The sequence below is a fragment of the Gimesia aquarii genome (assembly GCF_007748195.1).
GTDB classification, from domain to species: Bacteria; Planctomycetota; Planctomycetia; order Planctomycetales; family Planctomycetaceae; genus Gimesia; species Gimesia aquarii.
Genome location: NZ_CP037920.1, coordinates 354,753 through 376,187, shown reverse-complemented (window position 1 = coordinate 376,187; position 21,435 = coordinate 354,753). Strand labels below are relative to the sequence as shown.

Annotated in this window: 14 protein-coding genes; 6 read left to right on the top strand and 8 right to left on the bottom strand. The window is 45.1% G+C overall.

What is annotated here, in order from left to right:
* Window positions 1-116: 116 nt before the first annotated feature.
* On the top strand, window positions 117-2,456 hold the full coding sequence (locus V144x_RS01545) for an efflux RND transporter permease subunit (RefSeq protein WP_144980373.1): 2,340 nt from the start codon (window positions 117-119) through the stop codon (window positions 2,454-2,456).
* Window positions 2,457-2,472: 16 nt separating this feature from the next.
* Here V144x_RS01545 and V144x_RS01540 read toward each other — a convergent pair whose 3' ends face one another.
* The 8 genes from V144x_RS01540 to V144x_RS01505 form a co-directional block, all read right to left on the bottom strand.
* Complete coding sequence (locus V144x_RS01540) at window positions 2,473-4,428, bottom strand: preprotein translocase subunit SecA (protein WP_197998716.1); 1,956 nt, start codon at window positions 4,426-4,428, stop codon at window positions 2,473-2,475.
* 338 nt (window positions 4,429-4,766) lie between these two features.
* Window positions 4,767-5,783 (bottom strand): DNA-methyltransferase, encoded by a 1,017-nt coding sequence (locus tag V144x_RS01535; RefSeq protein WP_232102680.1) that lies wholly within the window; start codon window positions 5,781-5,783, stop codon window positions 4,767-4,769.
* Window positions 5,749-6,390, bottom strand: coding sequence for a thioredoxin family protein (locus V144x_RS01530; RefSeq protein ID WP_232102679.1), 642 nt, complete (start codon window positions 6,388-6,390; stop codon window positions 5,749-5,751). The genes V144x_RS01535 and V144x_RS01530 overlap by 35 nt, the downstream gene beginning before the upstream one ends.
* Before the next feature lie 53 nt (window positions 6,391-6,443).
* On the bottom strand, window positions 6,444-7,514 hold the full coding sequence (locus tag V144x_RS01525; RefSeq protein ID WP_144980367.1) for an Ldh family oxidoreductase: 1,071 nt from the start codon (window positions 7,512-7,514) through the stop codon (window positions 6,444-6,446).
* A 171-nt stretch (window positions 7,515-7,685) separates the two neighbouring features.
* Complete coding sequence (locus tag V144x_RS01520) at window positions 7,686-8,996, bottom strand: PQQ-binding-like beta-propeller repeat protein (protein ID WP_144980364.1); 1,311 nt, start codon at window positions 8,994-8,996, stop codon at window positions 7,686-7,688.
* 35 nt (window positions 8,997-9,031) lie between these two features.
* Window positions 9,032-10,501: a pyruvate kinase gene (gene pyk, locus V144x_RS01515; protein ID WP_232102678.1), complete on the bottom strand. Its 1,470-nt coding sequence runs from the start codon at window positions 10,499-10,501 to the stop codon at window positions 9,032-9,034.
* Between the two features lie 74 nt (window positions 10,502-10,575).
* Window positions 10,576-13,206 carry a DUF255 domain-containing protein gene (locus V144x_RS01510; protein ID WP_197998715.1) on the bottom strand — a complete coding sequence of 877 codons (2,631 nt, stop codon included), beginning with the start codon at window positions 13,204-13,206 and terminating at the stop codon, window positions 10,576-10,578.
* A 186-nt stretch (window positions 13,207-13,392) separates the two neighbouring features.
* The gene (locus V144x_RS01505; protein WP_144980355.1) at window positions 13,393-14,346 is read right to left on the bottom strand and encodes an AAA family ATPase; all 954 of its coding nucleotides are present in this window, start codon (window positions 14,344-14,346) and stop codon (window positions 13,393-13,395) included.
* Window positions 14,347-14,692: 346 nt separating this feature from the next.
* Between V144x_RS01505 and V144x_RS01500 the strand changes: the two genes are divergently transcribed.
* From V144x_RS01500 to V144x_RS01480, 5 genes are all read left to right on the top strand, one after another.
* Window positions 14,693-16,795 (top strand): alpha/beta hydrolase family protein, encoded by a 2,103-nt coding sequence (locus V144x_RS01500; protein WP_144980352.1) that lies wholly within the window; start codon window positions 14,693-14,695, stop codon window positions 16,793-16,795.
* 102 nt (window positions 16,796-16,897) lie between these two features.
* Entirely contained in the window at window positions 16,898-17,989 is a 1,092-nt protein-coding gene (locus tag V144x_RS01495) for an AAA family ATPase (RefSeq protein ID WP_144990614.1), read from the top strand.
* Entirely contained in the window at window positions 17,946-18,851 is a 906-nt protein-coding gene (locus V144x_RS01490; RefSeq protein ID WP_144980348.1) for a DUF58 domain-containing protein, read from the top strand. The genes V144x_RS01495 and V144x_RS01490 overlap by 44 nt, the downstream gene beginning before the upstream one ends.
* 22 nt (window positions 18,852-18,873) lie before the next feature.
* Window positions 18,874-21,123 (top strand): BatA domain-containing protein, encoded by a 2,250-nt coding sequence (locus V144x_RS01485; RefSeq protein WP_197998714.1) that lies wholly within the window; start codon window positions 18,874-18,876, stop codon window positions 21,121-21,123.
* A gap of 95 nt (window positions 21,124-21,218) precedes the next feature.
* A complete protein-coding gene (locus V144x_RS01480; RefSeq protein ID WP_144980342.1) occupies window positions 21,219-21,398 on the top strand; it encodes a hypothetical protein in 180 nt (59 codons plus the stop codon).
* The last annotated feature ends 37 nt before the right edge of the window (window positions 21,399-21,435 follow it).

Below are 21,435 nucleotides of genomic sequence, written 5' to 3'. Positions count from 1 at the left end.
TATCTTTTTTCCAGACGCATGGAAAGTCGTGAGCTAGACTTGCTGTGTACGGATGGGCTGGATGCACCAGACGTACCCAGTGATCTGTGTTTGTTTCCTCTCACAAAGATGGTCCCATGAGTTCTCGAAATCCTCGTTATATTCGCCGCTACGTCGTCACTGTTCTTGTTTTGGTGATATTAACACCATTTCTCATTTATGGTGCGCATCAAAGTGTCGAAAGCATGTGCATTGCTCCTGAAAAGTGGGCACCGCCTTTCATGCAATCCCGGTTGGACTATGATCGGTTTACAAAGGACTTTGAAAGTAACGACCTGATCTTAATTAGTTGGCCTGGATGTTCTGTAGACGATCCACGACTCCTCAAACTAGAAGAAGCATTATCTGCGCCGCGTACTACGAATTTTGGCGAGACACATGCTTCATTGTTTGACCGTATTGTTAGCGGAGCAGGAACCGTAAAAAGTTTAACATCTCCTCCACTCAAACTCTCACGAGACGAAGCAGTAGCGCGTTTGGAGGGAGTCCTGGTTGGTAAAAACCTGAATGACAGTTGCGCGGTAATTATTCTGACTCACCGTGGAAATGAATTACGTAAAAAATCGATAGAACATGTACTTACTGTAGCGGAAGAAGTCTGTCATTTGCCACGAAAAGACTTCCATATCACAGGCCCTCCCGTAGATGGTGTGGCCATTGATCGGGCGAGTATTCACAGTGTGAATCTGTTTGGCGCTTTGTCTGCTATCCTAGCAACCGGTTTATGCTGGCTTTGTATCCGTTCCTGGATGCTCACGGGAACGATCCTCCTGGCAGGTTTGTTTGGTCAGGGACTCGTACTCTCAATGGTCTATTTCATTGGAGCGCCTCTGGATGCCGTTTTGATTATTATGCCTTCGCTGGTTTTTGTACTAACCATTTCAGCGGGCGTTCACTTAGTAAACTACTATTACGATGAACTGTTTGCGACGAGTGCCAAGTCTAAGGTCGAAGCAAAAACAGCGGTTCAGAATGGTTTTTCCAAAGGTTGGAAACCGTGTCTACTGGCTGCTGTAACTACAGCCATTGGTCTGGGATCGTTAATGGTCAGCCAGATTTTTCCTATCGCGTTATTTGGTCTTTTAGCTTCTTTAGGCTTAGTAATCACGCTGGGTGTCCTGTTGCTGATCTTACCTGGAGCAATGCAGCTATGGCCACCACAGCAAATCTTGAAGTACAATCAGGAAGGTCAAACTAAGACGACTCCAAAATATTTTACCAGAATCTCATCCTGGATGGAAAAATTACCGAACTGGCTGGAACGGTATTCTGTTCCTGTTTTCCTGTCAGCATTAATGCTGATGACCATTTCGGCTTATGGCTTACTTTCTATTCGATCTTCAGTTGATGTTCCTTCGCTGTTTCCAGAAGGAAGCCAGGTCCTGAAAGATTACCAGTTCAACGAAGATCGAATGGGACCATTGATTCCTGTTGAAGTCGTCATAGAATTTGGTTCTGAGTGTAAGAAAACATTTTTGCAGCGACTGCGGATCATCGACAATATTGAAAAAACAATAAAAAATATTGATGGATATACAGGCACAATGTCGGCAGCGACATTTGGTCCAAACCCAGTCAAACATAATGGTTTTGAATCAATCTTTAGAAAAGTCGTCACAAATAAAAAGCTGGAAGAAAACCGGAAGGCTATCGTGAATTCCGTATATCTGTCGGATACCGATGGTAAAGAATCGTGGCGAATCAGTGCGCGGGTTCCCGCGCTCGATAAAATTGACTATGGGGCTGCTTTAAATAAACTAAAAACGACTTTGCAGCCCGAACTTGAAAAGTATGATGAACAAGGTGTGCAATTGACGGCATATTACACCGGAATTATGCCTTTGATTCATACAGTTCAGCAATTGATTCTACAAGATCTCACCCGGAGCTTTACGACTGCTTTTATACTGGTGGCGCTGGTCATCATAATTGTACAACGTAGCCTCTGGACTGGATTATTGAGCATGCTACCCAATGTTTTCCCCATAGTCGTTGTTTTTGGTTTGATGGGTTGGCTGGATATCCCATTGGATATCGGAGCAGTAATGACTGCCAGCGTCGCCCTGGGAATTGCCATTGATGACACGTTACATTTCCTGGCATGGTTCCGTAGAGAAAAATCGTTGAACCGTTCCAGTGAAGAAGCAGTTCGCTCTGCCTTGAAACACTGTGGACGGGCGATGATTCATACAACGTTTATTTGCGGACTGGGATTACTTGTATTTGGATTTAGCGATTTTATCCCTACACAACGCTTTGCCTGGATGATGTTAGCACTGCTCACAACCGCATTGATTGGCGACTTGTTATTCCTGCCTGCAATGTTGATACAGCCTTTTGTGAAGCACATCCAGTTCGCAAAACAAGGCTTGTCCAATAAACTGAGCGTTACTTCTTCACCACTTTCTATAAAGTAATCTGGAGCCAAATGCGTCAATGCACGTCGAGATTGGCGTGCTGCCCCATCTGCTGAAGCGTTTGGCGGCGTTGATTAATTCGATCCACCAATTCAACTCGTTGCTGTTCATGGTGTTTTTCAACACGTTTTTGAGCTTGATAAAAATAACGAACGGCTGTCTTCAGGTCCTGGCTGGACTCGCGATAAGTGGAATAAAGCTCCTGCGATTTTTGTATTCCCAAGCCAGTAGTTAATATGTCATCTTCGAATGATAGAAAGATTCGTGCGCTACCTGGATCTCCCTGACGTGCTGAACGCCCTGTCAATTGTCGATCGATACGTGCAGATTCATGTAGTTCTGAACAAATCACATGCAAACCACCACTTTTGATTACTTCTTGGTCAAGAATGATATCAGTACCACGGCCAGCCATGTTAGTCGCAACAGTGATTCGACCAGGCTGTCCCGCCTGCTTAATGATGGCGGCTTCATTTTCATGATTCAACGCGTGCAAAACTTCATGGTCCAGTCCTGCTTGCAAAAGTTGTGCTGATAATTGATTAGACAGATTAACAGAACGAGTACCGATCAGCACAGGCCTTCCTCGACGTTGCATTGCAATAGTTTCACTAACAATGGCGGCCCATTTTTCTTCTGCTGTCAAAAACGCCTGCTCGGCGAGTACTTGACGTTTCGAAGGAAGATTCGTGGGAATTTTAATCACAGAAGTATCATAGATTTTCTTTAGTTCACCAGCTGCTGACTCTGCAGTACCCGTCATACCTGCCCTCCTTGGATAACGCGAGAATAATTCCTGCACCGTCGTTTGCGCACCCACTTTTGTGGGTGATGTGATATCGAGCCCCTCTTTCGCTTCAATTGCTTGATGAATGCCATTCTGCCACATTCGACCTTCAGAGATACGTCCGGTAAATTCATCGACTATTGCAACTTTTTCATCTCTGATCACATAATCGCGGCCCTTCAGGAAATAGTTCTGGACCCGCAATGCTCGTTCTGATGAAAGATAAGCAGTTCCAGTCTCAAGGCCAGGAGGTGCGTCATTCTGCAATAACGTTTCACGCACAATACGGCGCCCCGCTTCAGTCAATTCCATTCCGCGCTGTGGTCCATGATCAATGTAATGGACCTCTTCTTTCAGTTTAGCAACATGATCGGCACTCCATTCGCAGGCAACCGCCAATTGTTCTTCTTCGATTGCATTGGTTTGGCCTATGATCAATGGCGTTCTCGCCTCATCAATCAAAATACTGTCTGCTTCATCGATAATCACCATGTAAGGCTTACGAGAATTCAAAAACTTTTGTTCTCTTTGTTGATCTCGCTGGCCGAATAACTGCCGACGTCGAGAAGAAATAATTGTATCAAACTCCGGAGAAGCAAGCAGATCTCGTAAGTAATCAAAGCCAAATTCTCGCGCGGTTCCGTAAGTAATGTCACACTCATATGCGGCCTGGCGCTCTGATAGCGAAGAAGTAGCTGTTATTACTCCCACTGTCATTCCCAGTGAGTGATAGACAGGACTTAACCAATTAGCATCGCGTTTGGCGAGATAATCATTGGCCGTTGCAATATGAATTCCTTGATCGAGTAGCGCATTTAGACAAAGTGTTAATGCAGCAGTCAACGTCTTACCTTCGCCGGTCTGCATTTCGGCAATCGCGCCTTCATGCATGGCAAACGCGCCCAAATATTGCACTGGATAAGGTGTCATACCCAGGTGCTGTTTCATTTGCTCGCTGACAACGGCAAAGGCTTCTGGCAGTATATTTGTAAGCGATTCACCACTTTGTGCACGATAGCGAAGTGAATGCCATTCATCAAAAAGTTGAGCATCGGTGTAGGATGAGAGATCCTGTTGCAGGATTTGAATCTGTTCAATGATATCCCACCAGGGCGCAGGAATTTCATTTTCTCCGGCCAGGAGAAATCCGCGAAGCCGTTCAGTGAGTGAGCTGATGAAATTCACCACAATAACCACTAATATTCGTAAAAAAGTTAATTGTGAATTGATTTGTACATTCTAACTAACCGGTAACGCCGTTTCGATCCTTTTTATCAGTCAGCCTGAGGGAAGCTAAAGAATGCACAGAATATGTGGACTTTAATCAACGCAATCAACAAATCCCTGTGGTTTTTGAGCAACATATCGAGGGAAAGACGTGTGATTTCAGGAATTCAGACGGCTTTTCGTAGAAAAGGCATCTTTCATACCATCTGAAGTGACAAATCGAGTGAGCGGGGATTAATCAAAGAGCCAGAACCACAAAGCCATTAGCTCAAAGTGGTGCTGAGCAAGCATATAGATTAGAGCAATTTCTTCTGTCGAGGATTTTGCTTACTCTTAGAAGAACTCTTTTTCGTGGCTGTTCCCGACTCTTGGTTGTCGAGACGTTTCCCATTTTTAGTAGAAGGGGCACTGACTAGAGGATTCTCCTGACCATCCAGAGGTTGTCCCACCACAATTTCAGCCAGACGTTGTTGAGCTCGCGCGCCATATTCTTCCGAAAGCTCAAAACCAATAAACTGGCGGTTTAATTTTTTGGCAACAGCCAGCGTAGTCCCGCTACCTGAAAAAGGATCAAGTACAACTTCTTCCGGATGCGAGCAGGCTCGAATGATGCGGCCTAAGAGTTGTTCGGGCATTTGACAGCCGTGCCAGCCTTGACGTTCTTTAAATGTCCCATTGATACGAGGAAAATACCAGGTATCCTCGTCAGCTTGAAAACTCTCGGGAATATCTTGTGGCCTTAAAATCCAGGTATCATCGGGAAGCCGTCCATTGGGATTGGCCCGCTTATCACCATAGACGAGTTGACGAGCAGAGGGAATTCGAATCGAGGGATCATCGGCATTGAACGTAAATCGCTTGGAATCTTTGACCATGTGAAATAAGTGCGCATGCGAACGGCTAAATTTATTTTTACAATTGACTCCAAAAGTATAATACCAGATAACCCAACTGCGACAGGTCAATCCCAATTCACGCTGCATCATGACTTTGAGTTCAGCAGCATATTCATCACCAATAGCCAGCCAGAACGTTCCATCCGGCTTTAATAATCGAACAACCTCAGATATCCAGAGCGAACACCAATCAAGGTACTGTTCGCTTTCAAGACGATCTTCATACTGATCATATTCATAGCCGATATTGAAGGGAGGATCAGCGAATGCCAAATCAATGGACTCCGCTTCGAGTTCCTGCATACCTTCAATGCAGTCCTGAATATGTATCTGATTGATGTTTGACATGTGCGGTAATGATGACTGCGGAATTTTAGGATCACTAATTTTTTCTACGAATGCGTTTGTAACGAACATTGCAGCCGATCGCAATGGTTTCCTTCATTTCCGGCTCCTTCCCCTTTAAAGCAGCCTCGATGGCCAATGAGACATATTGTTTTTTAACCTTGCTGGCGTCGGTAGCGTCATCCATAGCTCCCATGTAAACGACGTTCCGCGTTTTGTTTAAAACAAAAAATTCAGGTGTGCGGGTGGCTCCGAATTCCTGTCCGATTTTTTGAGATGCATCAAATAAGTAGGGAAATACGAATTGTTTTTTTTCGGCCTGTTCTTTCATCTTCTCCAAACTGTCTGCGGGGACCAGATTCACGTTAACTGCAATGACCGCGACCGGCGAATCTTTGGCTGCATACTTTTGGGCCAAGCGATTCAGTCGGTCTTCGTAGTCAACGGCATAAGGACAGCTGTTGCAGGTAAACGCGATCACCAATACCTCTTTGTTCTTAAATGAATCGCTGGAATACAACTTCCCATCGGTAGCAGGCAGTTTGTTCCAGGCAGGAGCCTGATCTCCCACACTAAGCACAGGATTATATTTGCCCGCCGATAATTTTGTATTTAATATGCAAATGAAACAGAACGAAATTAACAGAACTGTAACGTACTGTCGTGAAGCAGCTATCATTTCCAACCTCAAAAATATTCAGACAAAAGTCGTACTCATACAAAACATGCTGATTACCAGGGGACCTCATAATTTACGCGTTTAGCTAGCTCTTTCAATAGAGTGGCATGGTCTTGATGGACATGCAAGCCTTCTTTAAGTACACGCTCAGTCTGTTCCCACTCTAGTTCTCCAGGTAACCTGACCCGGTCATGTTCTTCAGCAGGACTCAATTGACGGATCGCTTCTGTCGCGGAAGTCAGTTCTTCATGAAATCGCTCTTCTGATACAAATTGTTTAAGGTCAATCACATAGAAAAAATGTTCTGATCCTTCGATCTCAGGCGCTTTTGTTTTGTTGATAGGCAGCCTGCCTCCAGTCAACGCGCCGGTAAGAATCGAGCTAATCATAGCTAATCCATATCCACGGGGCCCAGCTGCGGGGAGAAGCGTTTTGGCTGCTGTCGTATCAGTCGTTTCATTGCCCTCCTGATCCAGAGCATAACCGGGTGGGATGGGCAAACCATAGATGGCCAGTGTATCCAGCTTTCCCCATGAGGTTTTGGCGCAAGCCATATCCAATACAAATGGAGCCCCTTCTCGTGTGGGAACTCCCCAGGCAATGGCGTTATTCGCAGTAGCTCCTTGTGTACTTCCATGAGCGGCCACGGTCGCTCTACCAGTATTTGTCGTGCAATAACCAATCATACCGGCTTCGACCGCCATTAACACATAAACAGCAGCGGCCCCAAAATGATGGCTGTTGTGAACGGTAACAGTTCCCGTACCTACTTCAGACGCTTTTTTAATCGCCAATTCCATCGCACGGGTCGCGGCAACATGCCCCATGGCATTACTACCATCCAAAACGGCAATCGCAGGAGTTTCAATGGTTGTTAAAATTTGTGCACGAGGATCGATATCACCCATATCCATCGCTTCAAGATAACGCTCTGCTGTACGGCTCCCATGCGAATGTATGCCACGCAGATCAGCTTCAATCAATCGGTCTGCTACAACCTCTGCCTCAACTTCAAACATCCCCATCCGCACAAAAATTTTGACAAGTAATTCCTTGAGCGGTTCCAAGGGAATTAGAACTTCCTGGGATCGGTCCTGAGGAGGCGCAAAATGATCCGACGACATAGTGATTTGCTCTCAATAGAGGGTGCGATGCTTACACATATCAAATTGAATTAGTTAATGACAAACAGATCGTTCAAATAATAGACTAACGTTAACGATCGTCTGTTTCGACTCTGAGAGGGGCTGCTGTGCAAACTTTTGACAATTCCCCGTCTGCATTTTCCCAAGCAACTACTTTGCCGATAGATCCACTCTCACGATCTCTTTATCATTCCTGGCGAAGACACTTTTCAAAGCAAAGGCTGGGTGAGACCAGATAGTCATTCGGCGCTGAACGCGACGCGTGGGTTCGATCAATTTGGCGCGGCTGATTTCTTCATAGCCCTTTGGAGTCAAATTAGCAATAATCAAATCACCTTGTTCATTGTGTAAAAAGTAGCGATCTTCATGCGGGATAATGAATGCATTCCACCAGCGCCCCTTACCCGTCGCTTTTTCGGTTTCCCAGAGACGGCGGCCATTACTCGCATCGAGACACCTTAGTTGACCATAACTGCAAACACCATAAATATGGGTTCCATTGAAAACGGGAGTCATCATGATGGGATGCAAACCATCGGTATTTTTTTCACTGTCACTGTTACCTGACCATACAATTTTGGCGTTCTTCCCATCATCAGAGACTTCAATCATACGGGGACCATTATAAAAACTGGCGACGAAAAGACGGTTCCCTACTTTCCGAGGAGTTGCAATACTGAGTCCAGAGCGCACACCATAAGGAACCTCCCAAATGAGCTTACCAGTCTCTGGTTCTAACGCAGAAACGGCCGTTGGATGCCAGACAATCAGTTCTCGTTTCCCACCAAACTCAAAGATGGTTGGTGGTGCATAACCGACAGTGGGATCACTGAGTGAACGCCAGAGTTCTTTACCGCTTGCCTTATCAAAACTGACTACTAGCGAATTCTGTTTACCACCGACGAGCATAATGAGCTGTTTTCCATCAACCAGTGGTGAAGCTACCATGCCCCAGATTGGGAGCCTGGTACCATAATCTTCAACAAAGTTTTTGCTCCAGAGCACCTTGCCATTTTGCGCGTCAAAGCAGAATAAATGGCCTTGTGCACCGAGTGTATAGACACGATTAGAGTCGATCACTGGTGTAGATCGTGGGCCAGCAGGATAACTGACGGAATACTCTACAGGATATTCATATTCCCAGACTTGCTTTCCGGACTCCGCATCGAGGCACTGAACTCGTTCATAACTCACACGCTGCTTGAATATGCGATCTGTGATAAATACGCACCAACGGGAATCCACTTCCGCAACAGCAGGCCCGGAATAACCTTCACCGAGAGGAGCCGACCAAACGCGGGGAAGCAAGCCGGACGTGGGAAGAGTTTTAACGATCCCGGTTTCTCGCCAGACGAGATCTTGTTGAGGACCACCCCATTGCGGCCAATCGTCGCTGAAACCAATTTGCGTGATTAGACTGAAACACAACATTGTTAGAATCAGGGTCAGTTTTTGCAGCATGGTAACCTCAGCTGTTTAAACAGTGCTTGTAAAATTTATTTCACTTCGTGGACCAAAAGCATATCGTGCCCCAATGAAGACCAGTCCGTTCCCGAGATCAATACTATCTGGCTTCCCTGTGAAAGGAAGCCATTTTTTTTGCCGTAATTGGCAATATATTTGAGAATTTCTTGAGGCGACTTATCGACCACGTCCGTCAAGAGAGATGTCACGCCCCAGTAAAGGGTAATGCGGCGCGCCGTAGCCCGCCGATCGGTCAATGCAACCGTGGGCACAGCCCGTCGCTGTTTGGAAAGTGCCATCGCGGTTTTTCCTTCATGCGTGCAGGTTACCATCAAATCAGCATCTAGTTTTTCTGCTGTGATACCGGCACCAAGCGTGACCGCTTCCGTGACTTCGCGGGCATGTAATCGTCGATTGCTCGTCGTTTCTTCTGAATGCAAACTGGAAGAAAGAATGCGGGCTGCTTCTCGAACGATGCGACTCATCATTTCCACAGCAGCTAGCGGACTGACCCCCACTGCCGTTTCACCCGAAAGCATGACAGCGTCACTGCCGTCCAGAACAGCGTTTGCCACATCGCTGGCCTCAGCACGAGTAGGGAAGGTATTAAACTGCATACTGTCGAGCATCTGCGTCGCAGTGATCACAGGCACGCGGTATTGATTACAGAGATGTATGATGCGTTTCTGAATTATGGGAACTCGCTCGATGTCGACTTCCACTCCCAAATCGCCGCGCGCAACCATAACAGCATCAGTCAGCTTGAGAATCTGTTCGATATCACTGACCGCTTCAATCTTTTCGATTTTGGCAACGATATGCGGACGATCCTCAGGTTTCAGCTTATCGATTTCCTCATTTAAATGAGTGATATCATCTGCGGAACGTACAAAACTGAGACCAACATAGTCAAGACGATGCTCAACAGCCCAGGCAAGATCTTTAATGTCTTTTTCCGTCAGACTGGGAGTACTAAGTTGAACCCCAGGTAAATTTACCCCTTGTTTGCTACGAATGATTCCTTCTCGCTCAACGATACAAACAACAGACTGTCCATCATCCGGTTTTTCAACCACGCGCATAGCAACCATGCCATCCGCTAACAAAACGGGGTCTCCGACTCGCAAATCTTCGATCAAAGGTTCGTAAGTGCATGTCAACTCTTGTGGATTGTTGGTCTCAATGCCACGAATGAAGCGAAAACGCATGTCATGCCGACAAGTGATTTCGTCTCCAGGTAACACTCCGAGACGAATTTTCGGCCCTGATAAATCACCTAAAATACCAACCGGTTTTCCCATTTCGTCAGAGAGTTCATGAATGTTATTGACAATCCCTGATAACCAATCATGTGTGCCATGAGCAAAGTTCAGTCGAAATAAGTCAACGCCGGCAATGATTAAACGGCGAAGCATATCACGTGAATCACTGGCTGGCCCGACTGTGGCAATGATTTTCGTTTTCACCAACGGCTGCTCTTCGTATTGGATTTTTTCGGTCATAATGAACCTTGTAAAAGGACTCCTTTCAATAACAAAAAATCATATGCACAATAAATTGCAGCAAGGTAGCAAATTCAGTTTGTTGCAGTAGGTTGGAACCACTTCTGATTGATCTGTCTAACTTGTTCTCCAGGTTTGGCGATTTGAAATTTTCCTTTGAGGCTGATTGTAGTGGGACGAATACAGGTTTTATCATTACAAGCCTGGTATTTGATCTTTAGTTCCAGAGTTTCCTCTTTACCAGCAGAGTTGACTGGAACTTCAAGTGTGCCGCGAATAATAGCCTGTTTCTCATAAACCTGAAGTGGTTCATCAAAGCCGGTTACGCGGAATGCATGACCGGTTGGATATTTGACATCGGATAATTTTACATTCTGGTTTGATTTGATGGTAAAGGTTGTGGGAACCAGGAAATCGGGACTGGCGGGGTTTGTGTTGATATGCCACCCCTTCTCAATCGCTAACACAATTGCAACCTGGCAGGTTTTACCTGCTGGAAGTCTATCAACCGACAGATAAGCTTTAGCGGTAACCAGTTTTTTCTTTTCCTTTGTTTGTCCCAAACCAGCTGCCATTAGCAACTCTAAGCCAGGATTCATAGCGGCCAGCTGCTCATCGGCCTTTTCATAAGAGTCTTCTAACAATACGAAGTCGCCAGTCGGGATCGAAATCGATGATTGATTTTGAGTGAGAGGCGATTCAATATATTCCCCAACGGCCTGCATGAGTTGGGCACAGCGACCGGGATATCGTTTGATGGTTTTGCCGAACAATTGAAGTGTCTGATTGGCGTATTCGCGGTACCTTGATTGATGAGTCCGCTCTGACAATTCAATCAAATTCAAAGTACTGATACTGTTACCAGATGGAATTGCTGCATCGTAGGCGTTTTTGGTACGTGCGATTAGCTGCTCATGGTCATGCGTGGTGAAAAAGAAACCGTGCTCTTTCTGATCCCAAAATAACTCAATTTGCAAGTCTGTTAATTCACGCGCTTGGTCCAGCCATTGCTGTTTGCCGGTAGCCTGATGCAATGCAAGCAGTCCTTTTACAAGAAATGCATAGTCATCAAGATAGGCATTCAATCGTGCTTGATCTGCGCGATAGCTACGATACAGGTGCCCCTTGTCATCTCGCATATGTTCGAGAATAAACTGTGCTGCTTTTTCAGCAGCCGCGGTGTAATCGGGACGTTTCAGAATTCGGCCCGCGGTCGCCATGCCTTCAATCATTAATCCATTCCAGCTGGTCAGGATTTTATCATCGATTAATAACGGTTTTCTTTTGCTTCGAATCGTATGTAGTTTTTGTCGCAGAGTAGCCAATTTCCCTTCGAGCGCTTCAGGAGTCATGTCCTTTTTTGTGGCGAGTTCCTCCAACGAAGTGACACGATGCAACACATAACCGTGTTCGAAACGAGCAGGTTCATTCAACCCGTAGAATTCAGCAAACAGATCATAATCGTCTCCTAAAGCTGACTTGAGTTCTGCTTGAGACCAGGCATAATGTTTTCCTTCAACACCATCGGTTTCTGCATCGAGCGCAGAGTAAAAACCACCTTGAGTATCAGTGAGTTCGCGCAAAACAAAATCAACGATGCCTTCGGTGACGCTCTTGTATTGAATGTTTCCTGTTTGTTCAAAAGCATTCGCATACAATGAGGCCAGTTGCCCATTATCATACAGCATTTTCTCAAAATGGGGGACATGCCAATATCGGTCCGTACTATAACGGTGAAAGCCACCACCGAGGTGATCATAGATGCCACCGTTGGCCATCGCGTCGAGTGTGTGATTTAGAACTTTGGCAGACTCTACAGAAGTAGAGTCTTTGGACGGAGATTGGATATCGTACTGTAACAGTGCCAGTTTTGATGAAGTCGGAAATTTAGGGGAATTCGGGCTCACTTCAGAGAAGTCAATGCCACCAAATTCAGCATCATAGCTGGCATTGATCGATCTAACACCAGCTGTGACTAATTTACTTTCGATTGCAATAGTTTCTGTCGCCGCCTGTTCTTTTTGTAGTCGGGCGACTTCGCGAGCGATGATCGTCGCACTCTGGCTGACTTGTTTCTTATCCTCGGACCAGAGTTGATGCACACGCTGGAGCACACGAGGAAAACTCATTTGTCCCCCCTGATCGGTAGGAGGGAAATAAGTTCCACCAGCAAACGGTTCTCGATCGGGCGTTAGAAACATCGATAACGGCCAGCCTCCATTGGAGGGCGCACCGATCAGATGGAAGTAAACGCTTAAGGAAGTCATATAAATGTCGTCGATATCAGGACGTTCCTCGCGATCCACCTTGATATTCACAAAATGCTTGTTCATATACTCGGCAATTTGAGGATTCTCAAAAACCAGTCGTTCCATGACATGGCACCAATAGCAACTGCTATAACCAACCGAGAGGAAAATAATTTTGTTTTCTTTTTTCGCTTTTTCAAATGCTTCCGGTCCCCAAGGATACCAGTCCACCGGGTTATGCTTATGAAGTAGTAGATAGGGACTGGTTTCTTTAGCCAGTCGATTTGTGAATGTGGGCGTCTCTTTATGCTTATCGGTAGACACTGATGATTTTTGTTTCGAAATTTTTCCAGATCCGTCGTCGGCAGATAACATTTGATGGTTCCAACTCGAACTGATGAAAAAAGCGGTGAGAAGCAAAGCAAACCACCAATTTGAGTTTTTCTTCAAATCCATTTTATTCCTCCAGGAAAGGACAAGTGCCCCATTCCACTCTAAATTATTTTGAGCTACTACAGTACTGCCAGATATCAAGTACATGTATCTTAGCTAATATGACTACGGACGCCTATTTAATAATGTCGGAACCACAAAATTTCAGCATGACGGCGATGAAGCTTGACGGAACTCGGTTTCTCCATTTTATCCCGGAACCGTAGCCTGTTGTAGAATTTGTCGAATAATTTCCGTGGCACGTTCACGTTGGCTTTCTCGTACGAGAGATTTGGTAATGACCCGATGAGCGAGCACCGGAACAGCCAATTGCTTGATGTCATCCGGTGTCACATAGTCACGTCCTTCGGTAAACGCCTTACTCTGGGCTGCTTGTGAAAATGTAATGGCTCCGCGTGTACTCACTCCTAATGTGAGCTCCGGATGATTGCGAGTAATCTCTACAATTTCGAGGATGTAGTCGGTCAAAGAATCATCGACACGCACATTGAGCACAGCTTGTTGCATTTCTCTTAATTGTTTGACCGTTAGTACCGGCTCTAATGTATCGACAGGTTCGCCAGAACGATGCTGAATCAACACATCGCGTTCAATCGAACGCTCGGGATAACCAATATCGATACACATCATGAAGCGGTCGAGTTGATTTTCAGGCAGAGGGTAAGTCCCTTCAAATTCGAACGGATTTTGTGTGGCCAAGACGAAGAAGGGAGGCTGTAATTGAATGGTTTGCCCTTCAACACTCACTTGCCCTTCATTCATCGCTTCTAACAAAGCGCTCTGCGTACGAGGAGGTGTCCGATTAATTTCATCTGCCAGAAGGATATTCGAAAAAATTGGTCCTTTTCGGAATTCAAATTCACCCAGATTGGGTAAAAACACATTTGAACCCAAAATATCGGATGGGAGCATATCCGGAGTAAATTGAACGCGCGTGTAATTACAATCCAAACTTTTAGCAATTGCTTTTGCCAGAGAAGTCTTACCCACACCAGGGGCATCTTCGATCAAGATATGGCCTTCTGCTAATAATGTGACAATCGCAAGTTGTACGACCTCGGGTTTGCCAATTAATACGCGGGAAATATTGTCATGAAGTGTTTTGACCAGACTTTCCGTTTGTTGCTGGGAACGAACTTCCATTTAAGATCCATTTCTGAAGGGAATTTTTGCTGTAGCAGCGGGGAGAAAAATTTAGTTTTAATGGTTCAGAGTTACAGAAACCTGTGATTCATTTCAACCAATAGTTTACCTAGTTTACAGTTGATATGGAATTATGGAAAAACAAACAAAATAATTCTGTACAATTGTGTGAATGACTTTCATTATAGAGTAGTCGATGCTAAAGAAAACCAAGATTTGACAACAATCAAAGGATGTCGCAATCATTATTTTTACTATTTAGCTTGATTTCAGTGTGTTCAAATACAATCACACAGTATTTTTTCAATTTCCATAATTAATATTATTTTCATCAGGATCATTCAGCATGTCGGGCTCAAAACAGTCGATTGACCAGGTAGAAAAACTCTCACGACGCACTTTTTTACAGAGCGGAGGGATTAGTCTGGTTAGTTTGAGTCTATTTGAAAACTTAGTATTACAGGAATTAGTAGCTGCCCCAGCTGATCAAAAAATCGAAACGTTGAACCGCTTTCCAAGAATGGTCCAGGAGTACTTTGTTCGCCGCGTTAGAGAACAAGAAGCAAAAACGATCAAACGATTGGATTCTTTGAAAACCAAAGCCGATGCAGAAGAATATGTACAGTCCGTACAAAAACGAATTCGTGAAGCATTTGGACCGAATCCTGAGCGTACTCCCTTAAATGCCCGCATTACCAAAACAACGGAACGCGACACTTATCGAATTGAAAACATCATCATTGAAAGTCGCCCCGGCTTTCTGGTCACAGCCAATCTCTATATTCCCAAGGGGATCACTAAACCAATCCCGGGTGTTGTAGGAACTTGTGGTCATTCACACAATGGAAAAGCCGAAACTGCCTATCAGTCGTTTGCACAAGGGCTGGCGAGAAAAGGGTACGTCGTGCTAATCTATGATCCGATTGGACAAGGAGAACGGATTCAATATAGTGGGGACGACCTGAAATCGACCATCGGCGTTGGGGTTCGCGAACATCTACATGGTGGCAATCAACAATTTCTAGTTGGGGAAAACCTTGCGATGTGGCGCGCCTGGGATGGCATTCGTGCATTGGATTATCTATTAACGCGTAAAGAGGTCGACCCAAAACAAGTGGGAGTCACCGGTAATTCTGGTGGGGGAACAATGACCACCTGGTTGTGTGGGGTGGAGCCACGATGGACAATGGCAGCTCCCAGTTGTTTCGTCACAACGTTTAGACGAAACATGGAAAATGAGCTTCCCGCGGATACAGAGCAATGTCCGCCGAAAGTGTTAGCGTTAGAACTTGACCATGCCGACTTTTTAGCAGCACAAGCTCCTAACCCCGTACGCATCTTAAGTAAGGAGCGGGATTTTTTCGATGTTCGTGGGGCGCGCGAAGCGTATTTACGACTCAAGCGGCTTTACAGACTGCTTGGCAAAGAAGAAAACATCTCGTTGTTTATCGGCCCGACTTATCATGGGTATTCGCAGGAGAATCGTGAAGCGATGTATGAGTGGTTTAATCAAGCCACGGGAGCTTCTAATGAATCGAAAGAACCAAAACTGATAATCGAGAAAGATGAAACACTCTGGTGTACCCCCAAAGGTTCTGTTGCTGATGCTGGTTCCAAACCAATGCATGTCTTTACTGCAGAACGATCTCAGGAACTGGCCAAGCAGCGTAAACCAAAATCCGGCGCGGCACTGAAATCGGTTGTGGCTGAGGCATTAAGATTGAAGCACATAGACGGCGTTCCCGATTACCGGATATTACGAAACCGTGGAGGAAAGAATTACCCTTTGAAATATTCAATCACCTATGCTGTTGAGACGGAACCAGGAATTCAAGCTGTGGTGTACCGAGTTTCTGATGAACGCCTTTATTCACGACCTCCACAAAACACAGGAAAATTGGCAACATTATATGTCTCGCATATTTCGTCTGATGCCGAGTTACGAGAAGAGCCACTCTTGAAAAAGGCCAGCAAAGAGAAAGAGTCCATACTCTATACATGTGATGTGAGGGGTATCGGAGAATCTCTGCCTGACACAACAAATGCGAATTCTTTTTTTACTCCATACGGCAGTGATTATTTCTATGCCGCCCATGCAGTGATGTTGGATGAACCATACATCGGTCAAAAAACATTTGACGTCCTTCGAGTACTTGAATGGTTGAAAGCAAATGGACATACCGAAATTCATCTGATTGGCCGAGGCTGGGGAGCGTTACCAGCAACCTTTGCTGCTTTATTCTCACCACAAGTGAAACAGGTAACGCTTAAGAACGCATTAACATCCTTCAGTGACATTGCAGAAACGGAACACTATCACTGGCCTTTATCCACACTGATCCCCAATGTATTAACAAACTTTGATATGCCAGACTGCTACGCCGAACTGAAGGATTCTAAAGAGCTTACGCAAATTGCCCCTTGGGGAGCAATCGGTACTGACAGTTAAGAAGACTATCAAACACCCTTGCGTCGATTGGTGCCTGCTCGTCACAATAGACATAATAACCATGACTAAGTGTTTTCATTTCTCTCTATAGAAACTGACAATATCGTGAGTAGCGACCCTACATTGGAATCTTCCGACTTGGAAGGCGTTGAAAAATTACATCAGGCGTACGAACAGCTGAAACAGGAAGTCAACCGAGTCATTATCGGGCAACAGCAGGTTGTCGAAGAGCTCATGATCTCTCTGTTGGCCGGTGGTCATTGCCTGTTGGTAGGCGTACCTGGATTGGCGAAGACGTTAATCGTACATACTTTGGCCGACACATTGAATCTCTCGTTCAATCGAGTGCAGTTTACCCCCGATTTAATGCCCGCTGATATTACCGGAACGGACGTCATTCAGGAAGATAAAAGTACTGGCAATCGTGATTTTAAATTTCTGGCTGGTCCTGTGTTTTCCAATGTAGTACTAGCTGATGAAATCAATCGCACACCACCTAAAACACAAGCTGCCTTGCTCGAAGCAATGCAGGAACATCAGGTAACTGCGGGCGGACGCAAACATAAACTCCCCGTCCCCTTCTTTGTACTGGCTACCCAAAACCCCATTGAACAAGAAGGGACTTATCCTCTTCCCGAAGCCCAACTAGACCGCTTCATGTTTGAGGTCAAAGTAGATTACCCGAGTGAAGAAGAGGAATTCGCGATCGTGCAGCAAACGACTTCTGATGATTCCTATACCGTGAAGAAAGTATTGGAACTAGAAGAGTTATTATCGTTTCAATCTCTCGTTCGAAAAGTACCAGTGGCTGATCATATCATTCGCTATGCCATGCAGTTTGCACGCATGACACGCATCAGGCAGGGCGATAGTTTAAACTCAAACGAGATTCCCGACTTTATACGCGAGTTTGTAAGTTGGGGTGCTGGACCACGCGCGAGTCAGAACTTGATACTGGGCGCAAAAGCGCGAGCAATTCTACACGGACGCATGTATGTTAGCACAGATGATGTAAAGTCCGTGGCACATCCGGTATTGAGGCACCGAATCATCACTAATTTCAATGCGGAAGCCGAGGGAATGACTCCCGATAAAATTGTGGACCGCTTAATAGAACTCATTTCCGTCGATTCCTCTCAGGAAAAACTTGATGGACGATTACCGCAAGTATTTAGATCCGCAGACGCTCGCTAAAGTTCAGAATCTGGATCTTGCAGCACGGCAGATTGTGGAAGGTTATGTTTCGGGTTCTCATAAGAGCCCTTTTCATGGTTTTTCCGCCGAGTTCGCGCAGCATCGGGAATATGCAACCGGAGATGATCTGCGTTACGTTGACTGGAAGGTATTTGCCAAGTCGGATCGCTATTATCTGAAACAGTATGAAGCCGAGACCAATTTTACCTGCTATATTTTGCTCGATTGTAGTGAGTCAATGCGATACCGCTCTGAAAATGCTGCACTTTCAAAATGGGAATATGCAAGGTTGGTGGCGGCAGCATTGTCATATGTAGTTATCAAACAGCAGGATGCCGCTGGGCTATGTACAATGAATGATCGTGTACTCGAATTCCTCAGGCCTTCCAGTCAACCGAATCATTTAAAACAGATTTATCACACGATGGAACATACAGAACCTGCAGGTGAGTCTGGTCTGGGAAATGTATTCCATGAATTAGCCGAGAGAATTACACGCCGCAGTCTCATCATTGTCATCAGTGATCTCTTTGATGATGTTGATAAAGTTATGTTGGGGTTGAAACATTTCCGCCATCGCAAACACGATGTAAGTCTGTTACAGGTAATTGACCCGGCAGAGCAGGATTTTCCGTTTCAAGAGCCAGTTCTCTTCCGAGGACTGGAAAATTTACCCGAACAGATGGCTGAACCTCGTTCACTTAAAAAAGCGTATCAGGCAGAATTCGAGAAGTTTTTAAATTCGGTACAACGTGGCTGTCGTGATTTAAAAATGGATTATGCCCTGATACGTACAGACCAACAACTGGATGTCGCGTTATCCGCATTTTTGTCGAATCGACGGTCGCGGGTTGGTTCTTAATCATATTCCGAATTCGAAATATATGAACTATTTAATTTTCCAACCTGTAGTCGCTTTCGGATTTGCCAGCCCCTGGCTATTGATGGGGTTGTTGGCAGCGGGTATACCAATTCTCATCCATTTGCTGCATAAGCGAAAATTCATCGAAACCGACTGGGCTGCGATGAAATTTTTGCTGATGGCTACCAAAAAATATTCGCGGCGTTTCAGAATTGAACAGCTGCTAGTCTTACTGGTACGATGCTTAATTCTGTTGTTATTGGCCATTGCCTTTTCCCGCCCCTATTGGTCCGTGCAAGGTTCTCTCCTGGAGTCAGCTGGCCCCGTACATCGGATTATTGTAATCGACTCCTCTTTCAGTATGCGCTGGATCGAAGATGAACAGCCACTCTTTGAGTCAGCAAGAGAACTAGCACGTTCTTTGGTTTCGCAATCAAATCCGGGCGATGCCTTTCAACTAATTCAAATTTCCAATTCCTCTCAGCAGGCTCTGATCTCTCGACCTTCTCGACAGCAGACATTTGTTTTAGATGAAATCACAAGAATGCAGACTACTGAAGAATATGGCAATGTAAGTCAGGCATTGCAAACAGCATTGGAATTTTTGGATCAATCACAAGAACTGGCACAGAAAGAAGTGATTGTGATCAGCGATTTTCAAGCACAAAGCTGGTCTCCGTCGCAAACGGATCAGGAGAGCGCGCGCATTCTCTCTTTAATCGAAGCCATTTCTAAAAAGTCTACTTTAATTTTAAAAGACATTGGTCTCACAGATGAAGCGAACCTCGCAATCACTGACTTCTCCAGCAAATCCGTATTTGCCTCACTGAATCAACCGATTCGACTCGAAGTTACGTTGCATAATTTTGGTGTTCTGAATAAGGAAAATGTCAATCTCCAATTGTTCGTAGACGGTAAGCTTGTTAACCAGAAATCAGTCGACCTTCCTGCCAATGCAGATACGCAGACGGAATTCACACATCAATTCACAAGAGTGGGAGACCATCGACTGGAAGTGAGACTCGCAGAGGATCGTCTGCCTTTAGATAATCATCGCTGGAAAATCATGCCTGTCAAAAAGGATATCAATGTACTACTGGTAAACGGCAGGCAATCTGGAGAATCCATGGGGCGCGCTACTGATTACCTTGAATTGGCATTATCACCGTCTTTGAAAGAACACCCCTGGCAGGGAATCATAAAACCTCAAGTAATTAATGAAGGTGAACTGGCCAACACCGAATTGAGTTTATACGACGCTGTCGTAATTTGTGACGTAGCACTTTTCACGGCAAATGAACGAGACTTATTGAAAAGATACGTCAAACGTGGTGGTGGTTTGATTATTAGTCTGGGAGAGCAGGTCAATGCCGAAAATTACAATCAAACACTATTCCAGCCAAACGTTGGCTTATTGCCTTTGAAATTATTAAATCGACGTGGTGATGCCAAAAAACAAGCGAAGTACTTCGAGTTTGATCCTTTGAAATATCAGCATCCAGCTATCGAGCTCTTTAAGGGAAATCCGGACGCGGGTCTGGAAACAACCCATCTCTATGAATATTTCCAAGCGGAAATTCTACCCGGCCCCAACACACGATTGATTTTGAATTATGATACCAATGATCCGGCCATTGTGGAAAGTACTTTAGGGCGAGGAAAAATTATCCTGATCACGACATCCTTGGATCGTCAATGGGGAACATGGGCGATCTGGCCGAGCTTTCCTCCAATGATGAATGAGTTTGTGCTCTATGCTGCTAGTGGAAAATGGGGCGCAAGAGAAACTTTAGTCGGACAACCGTTGGAAGTCGTTATGCTGGATAATCAACTTCCGCTTTCTCCCCGCATGATTACCCCCAACCAGGAAGAATTTCCGCTACGAAGCGTTCTCGATCAAAACGCAGAAACCAGAACAATCTCTTTTAGTCAGACATTCCTATCAGGAATTTACGAATTGGACTGGGGAACGTCAACTACTGAAAAAACCCTGTATGCAGTCAATGTAACTCCTCTGGAAAGCGACTTGAGACATATTGGTCCGCAATTCATCCCTCCACAATATTTCCGCACACAGGCTAGCACTCAAAATATTCTGACGGAACTGTCTGAAGATCAAACTTCACAAGTTGGTTTATCAGAATGTCTTCTATTCATAGTCTTAGCATTGATTGTAGTGGAACAGCTATTATTATGGCGATTTCCCATCGGTGCGTTTTCATTTCTGGCTGTACTATTACTGTCTTGCCTGAGCCTGTTTTTATTGCGGTGACTGTCAATGTGAGTCTATAACTAAAAAGTCTCTTATGATATACTCCCCTGTTCCAGGTACCATGATTTTTTGTCTGAGAGGGAATACACACAACGATGGGTTTGAATAAGAAACAGAAAAAACAGATTGACGTCGCACGCAAAAAAATCCAGAATTTTCGTCAGCGTTTGACGGGGGCCAAAGAGCAAATGGATGACCCTCAGGAAGTAAAAAACCTCGAGCAGGAAATTGCCAACCAGGAAGCATTAATTAAAAAAATTCAAGAAGAGTCCTGAATAGTTATCATCTTTTTCCAAAAATTTTTATTACACT

Bases quoted from the DNA above. Each gene is read 5' to 3' on its own strand.
- V144x_RS01505 (WP_144980355.1), bottom strand. From the start codon at position 14,346: ATGGAAGTTCGTTCCCAGCAACAAACGGAAAGTCTGGTCAAAACACTT.
- V144x_RS01530 (WP_232102679.1), bottom strand. From the start codon at position 6,390: ATGATAGCTGCTTCACGACAGTACGTTACAGTTCTGTTAATTTCGTTC.
- V144x_RS01500 (WP_144980352.1), top strand. From the start codon at position 14,693: ATGTCGGGCTCAAAACAGTCGATTGACCAGGTAGAAAAACTCTCACGA.
- V144x_RS01535 (WP_232102680.1), bottom strand. From the start codon at position 5,783: ATGTTCGTTACAAACGCATTCGTAGAAAAAATTAGTGATCCTAAAATT.
- V144x_RS01480 (WP_144980342.1), top strand. From the start codon at position 21,219: ATGGGTTTGAATAAGAAACAGAAAAAACAGATTGACGTCGCACGCAAA.
- V144x_RS01485 (WP_197998714.1), top strand. From the start codon at position 18,874: ATGAACTATTTAATTTTCCAACCTGTAGTCGCTTTCGGATTTGCCAGC.
- V144x_RS01520 (WP_144980364.1), bottom strand. From the start codon at position 8,996: ATGCTGCAAAAACTGACCCTGATTCTAACAATGTTGTGTTTCAGTCTA.
- V144x_RS01510 (WP_197998715.1), bottom strand. From the start codon at position 13,206: ATGGATTTGAAGAAAAACTCAAATTGGTGGTTTGCTTTGCTTCTCACC.
- V144x_RS01525 (WP_144980367.1), bottom strand. From the start codon at position 7,514: ATGTCGTCGGATCATTTTGCGCCTCCTCAGGACCGATCCCAGGAAGTT.
- pyk (WP_232102678.1), bottom strand. From the start codon at position 10,501: ATGACCGAAAAAATCCAATACGAAGAGCAGCCGTTGGTGAAAACGAAA.
- V144x_RS01490 (WP_144980348.1), top strand. From the start codon at position 17,946: ATGGACGATTACCGCAAGTATTTAGATCCGCAGACGCTCGCTAAAGTT.
- V144x_RS01545 (WP_144980373.1), top strand. From the start codon at position 117: ATGAGTTCTCGAAATCCTCGTTATATTCGCCGCTACGTCGTCACTGTT.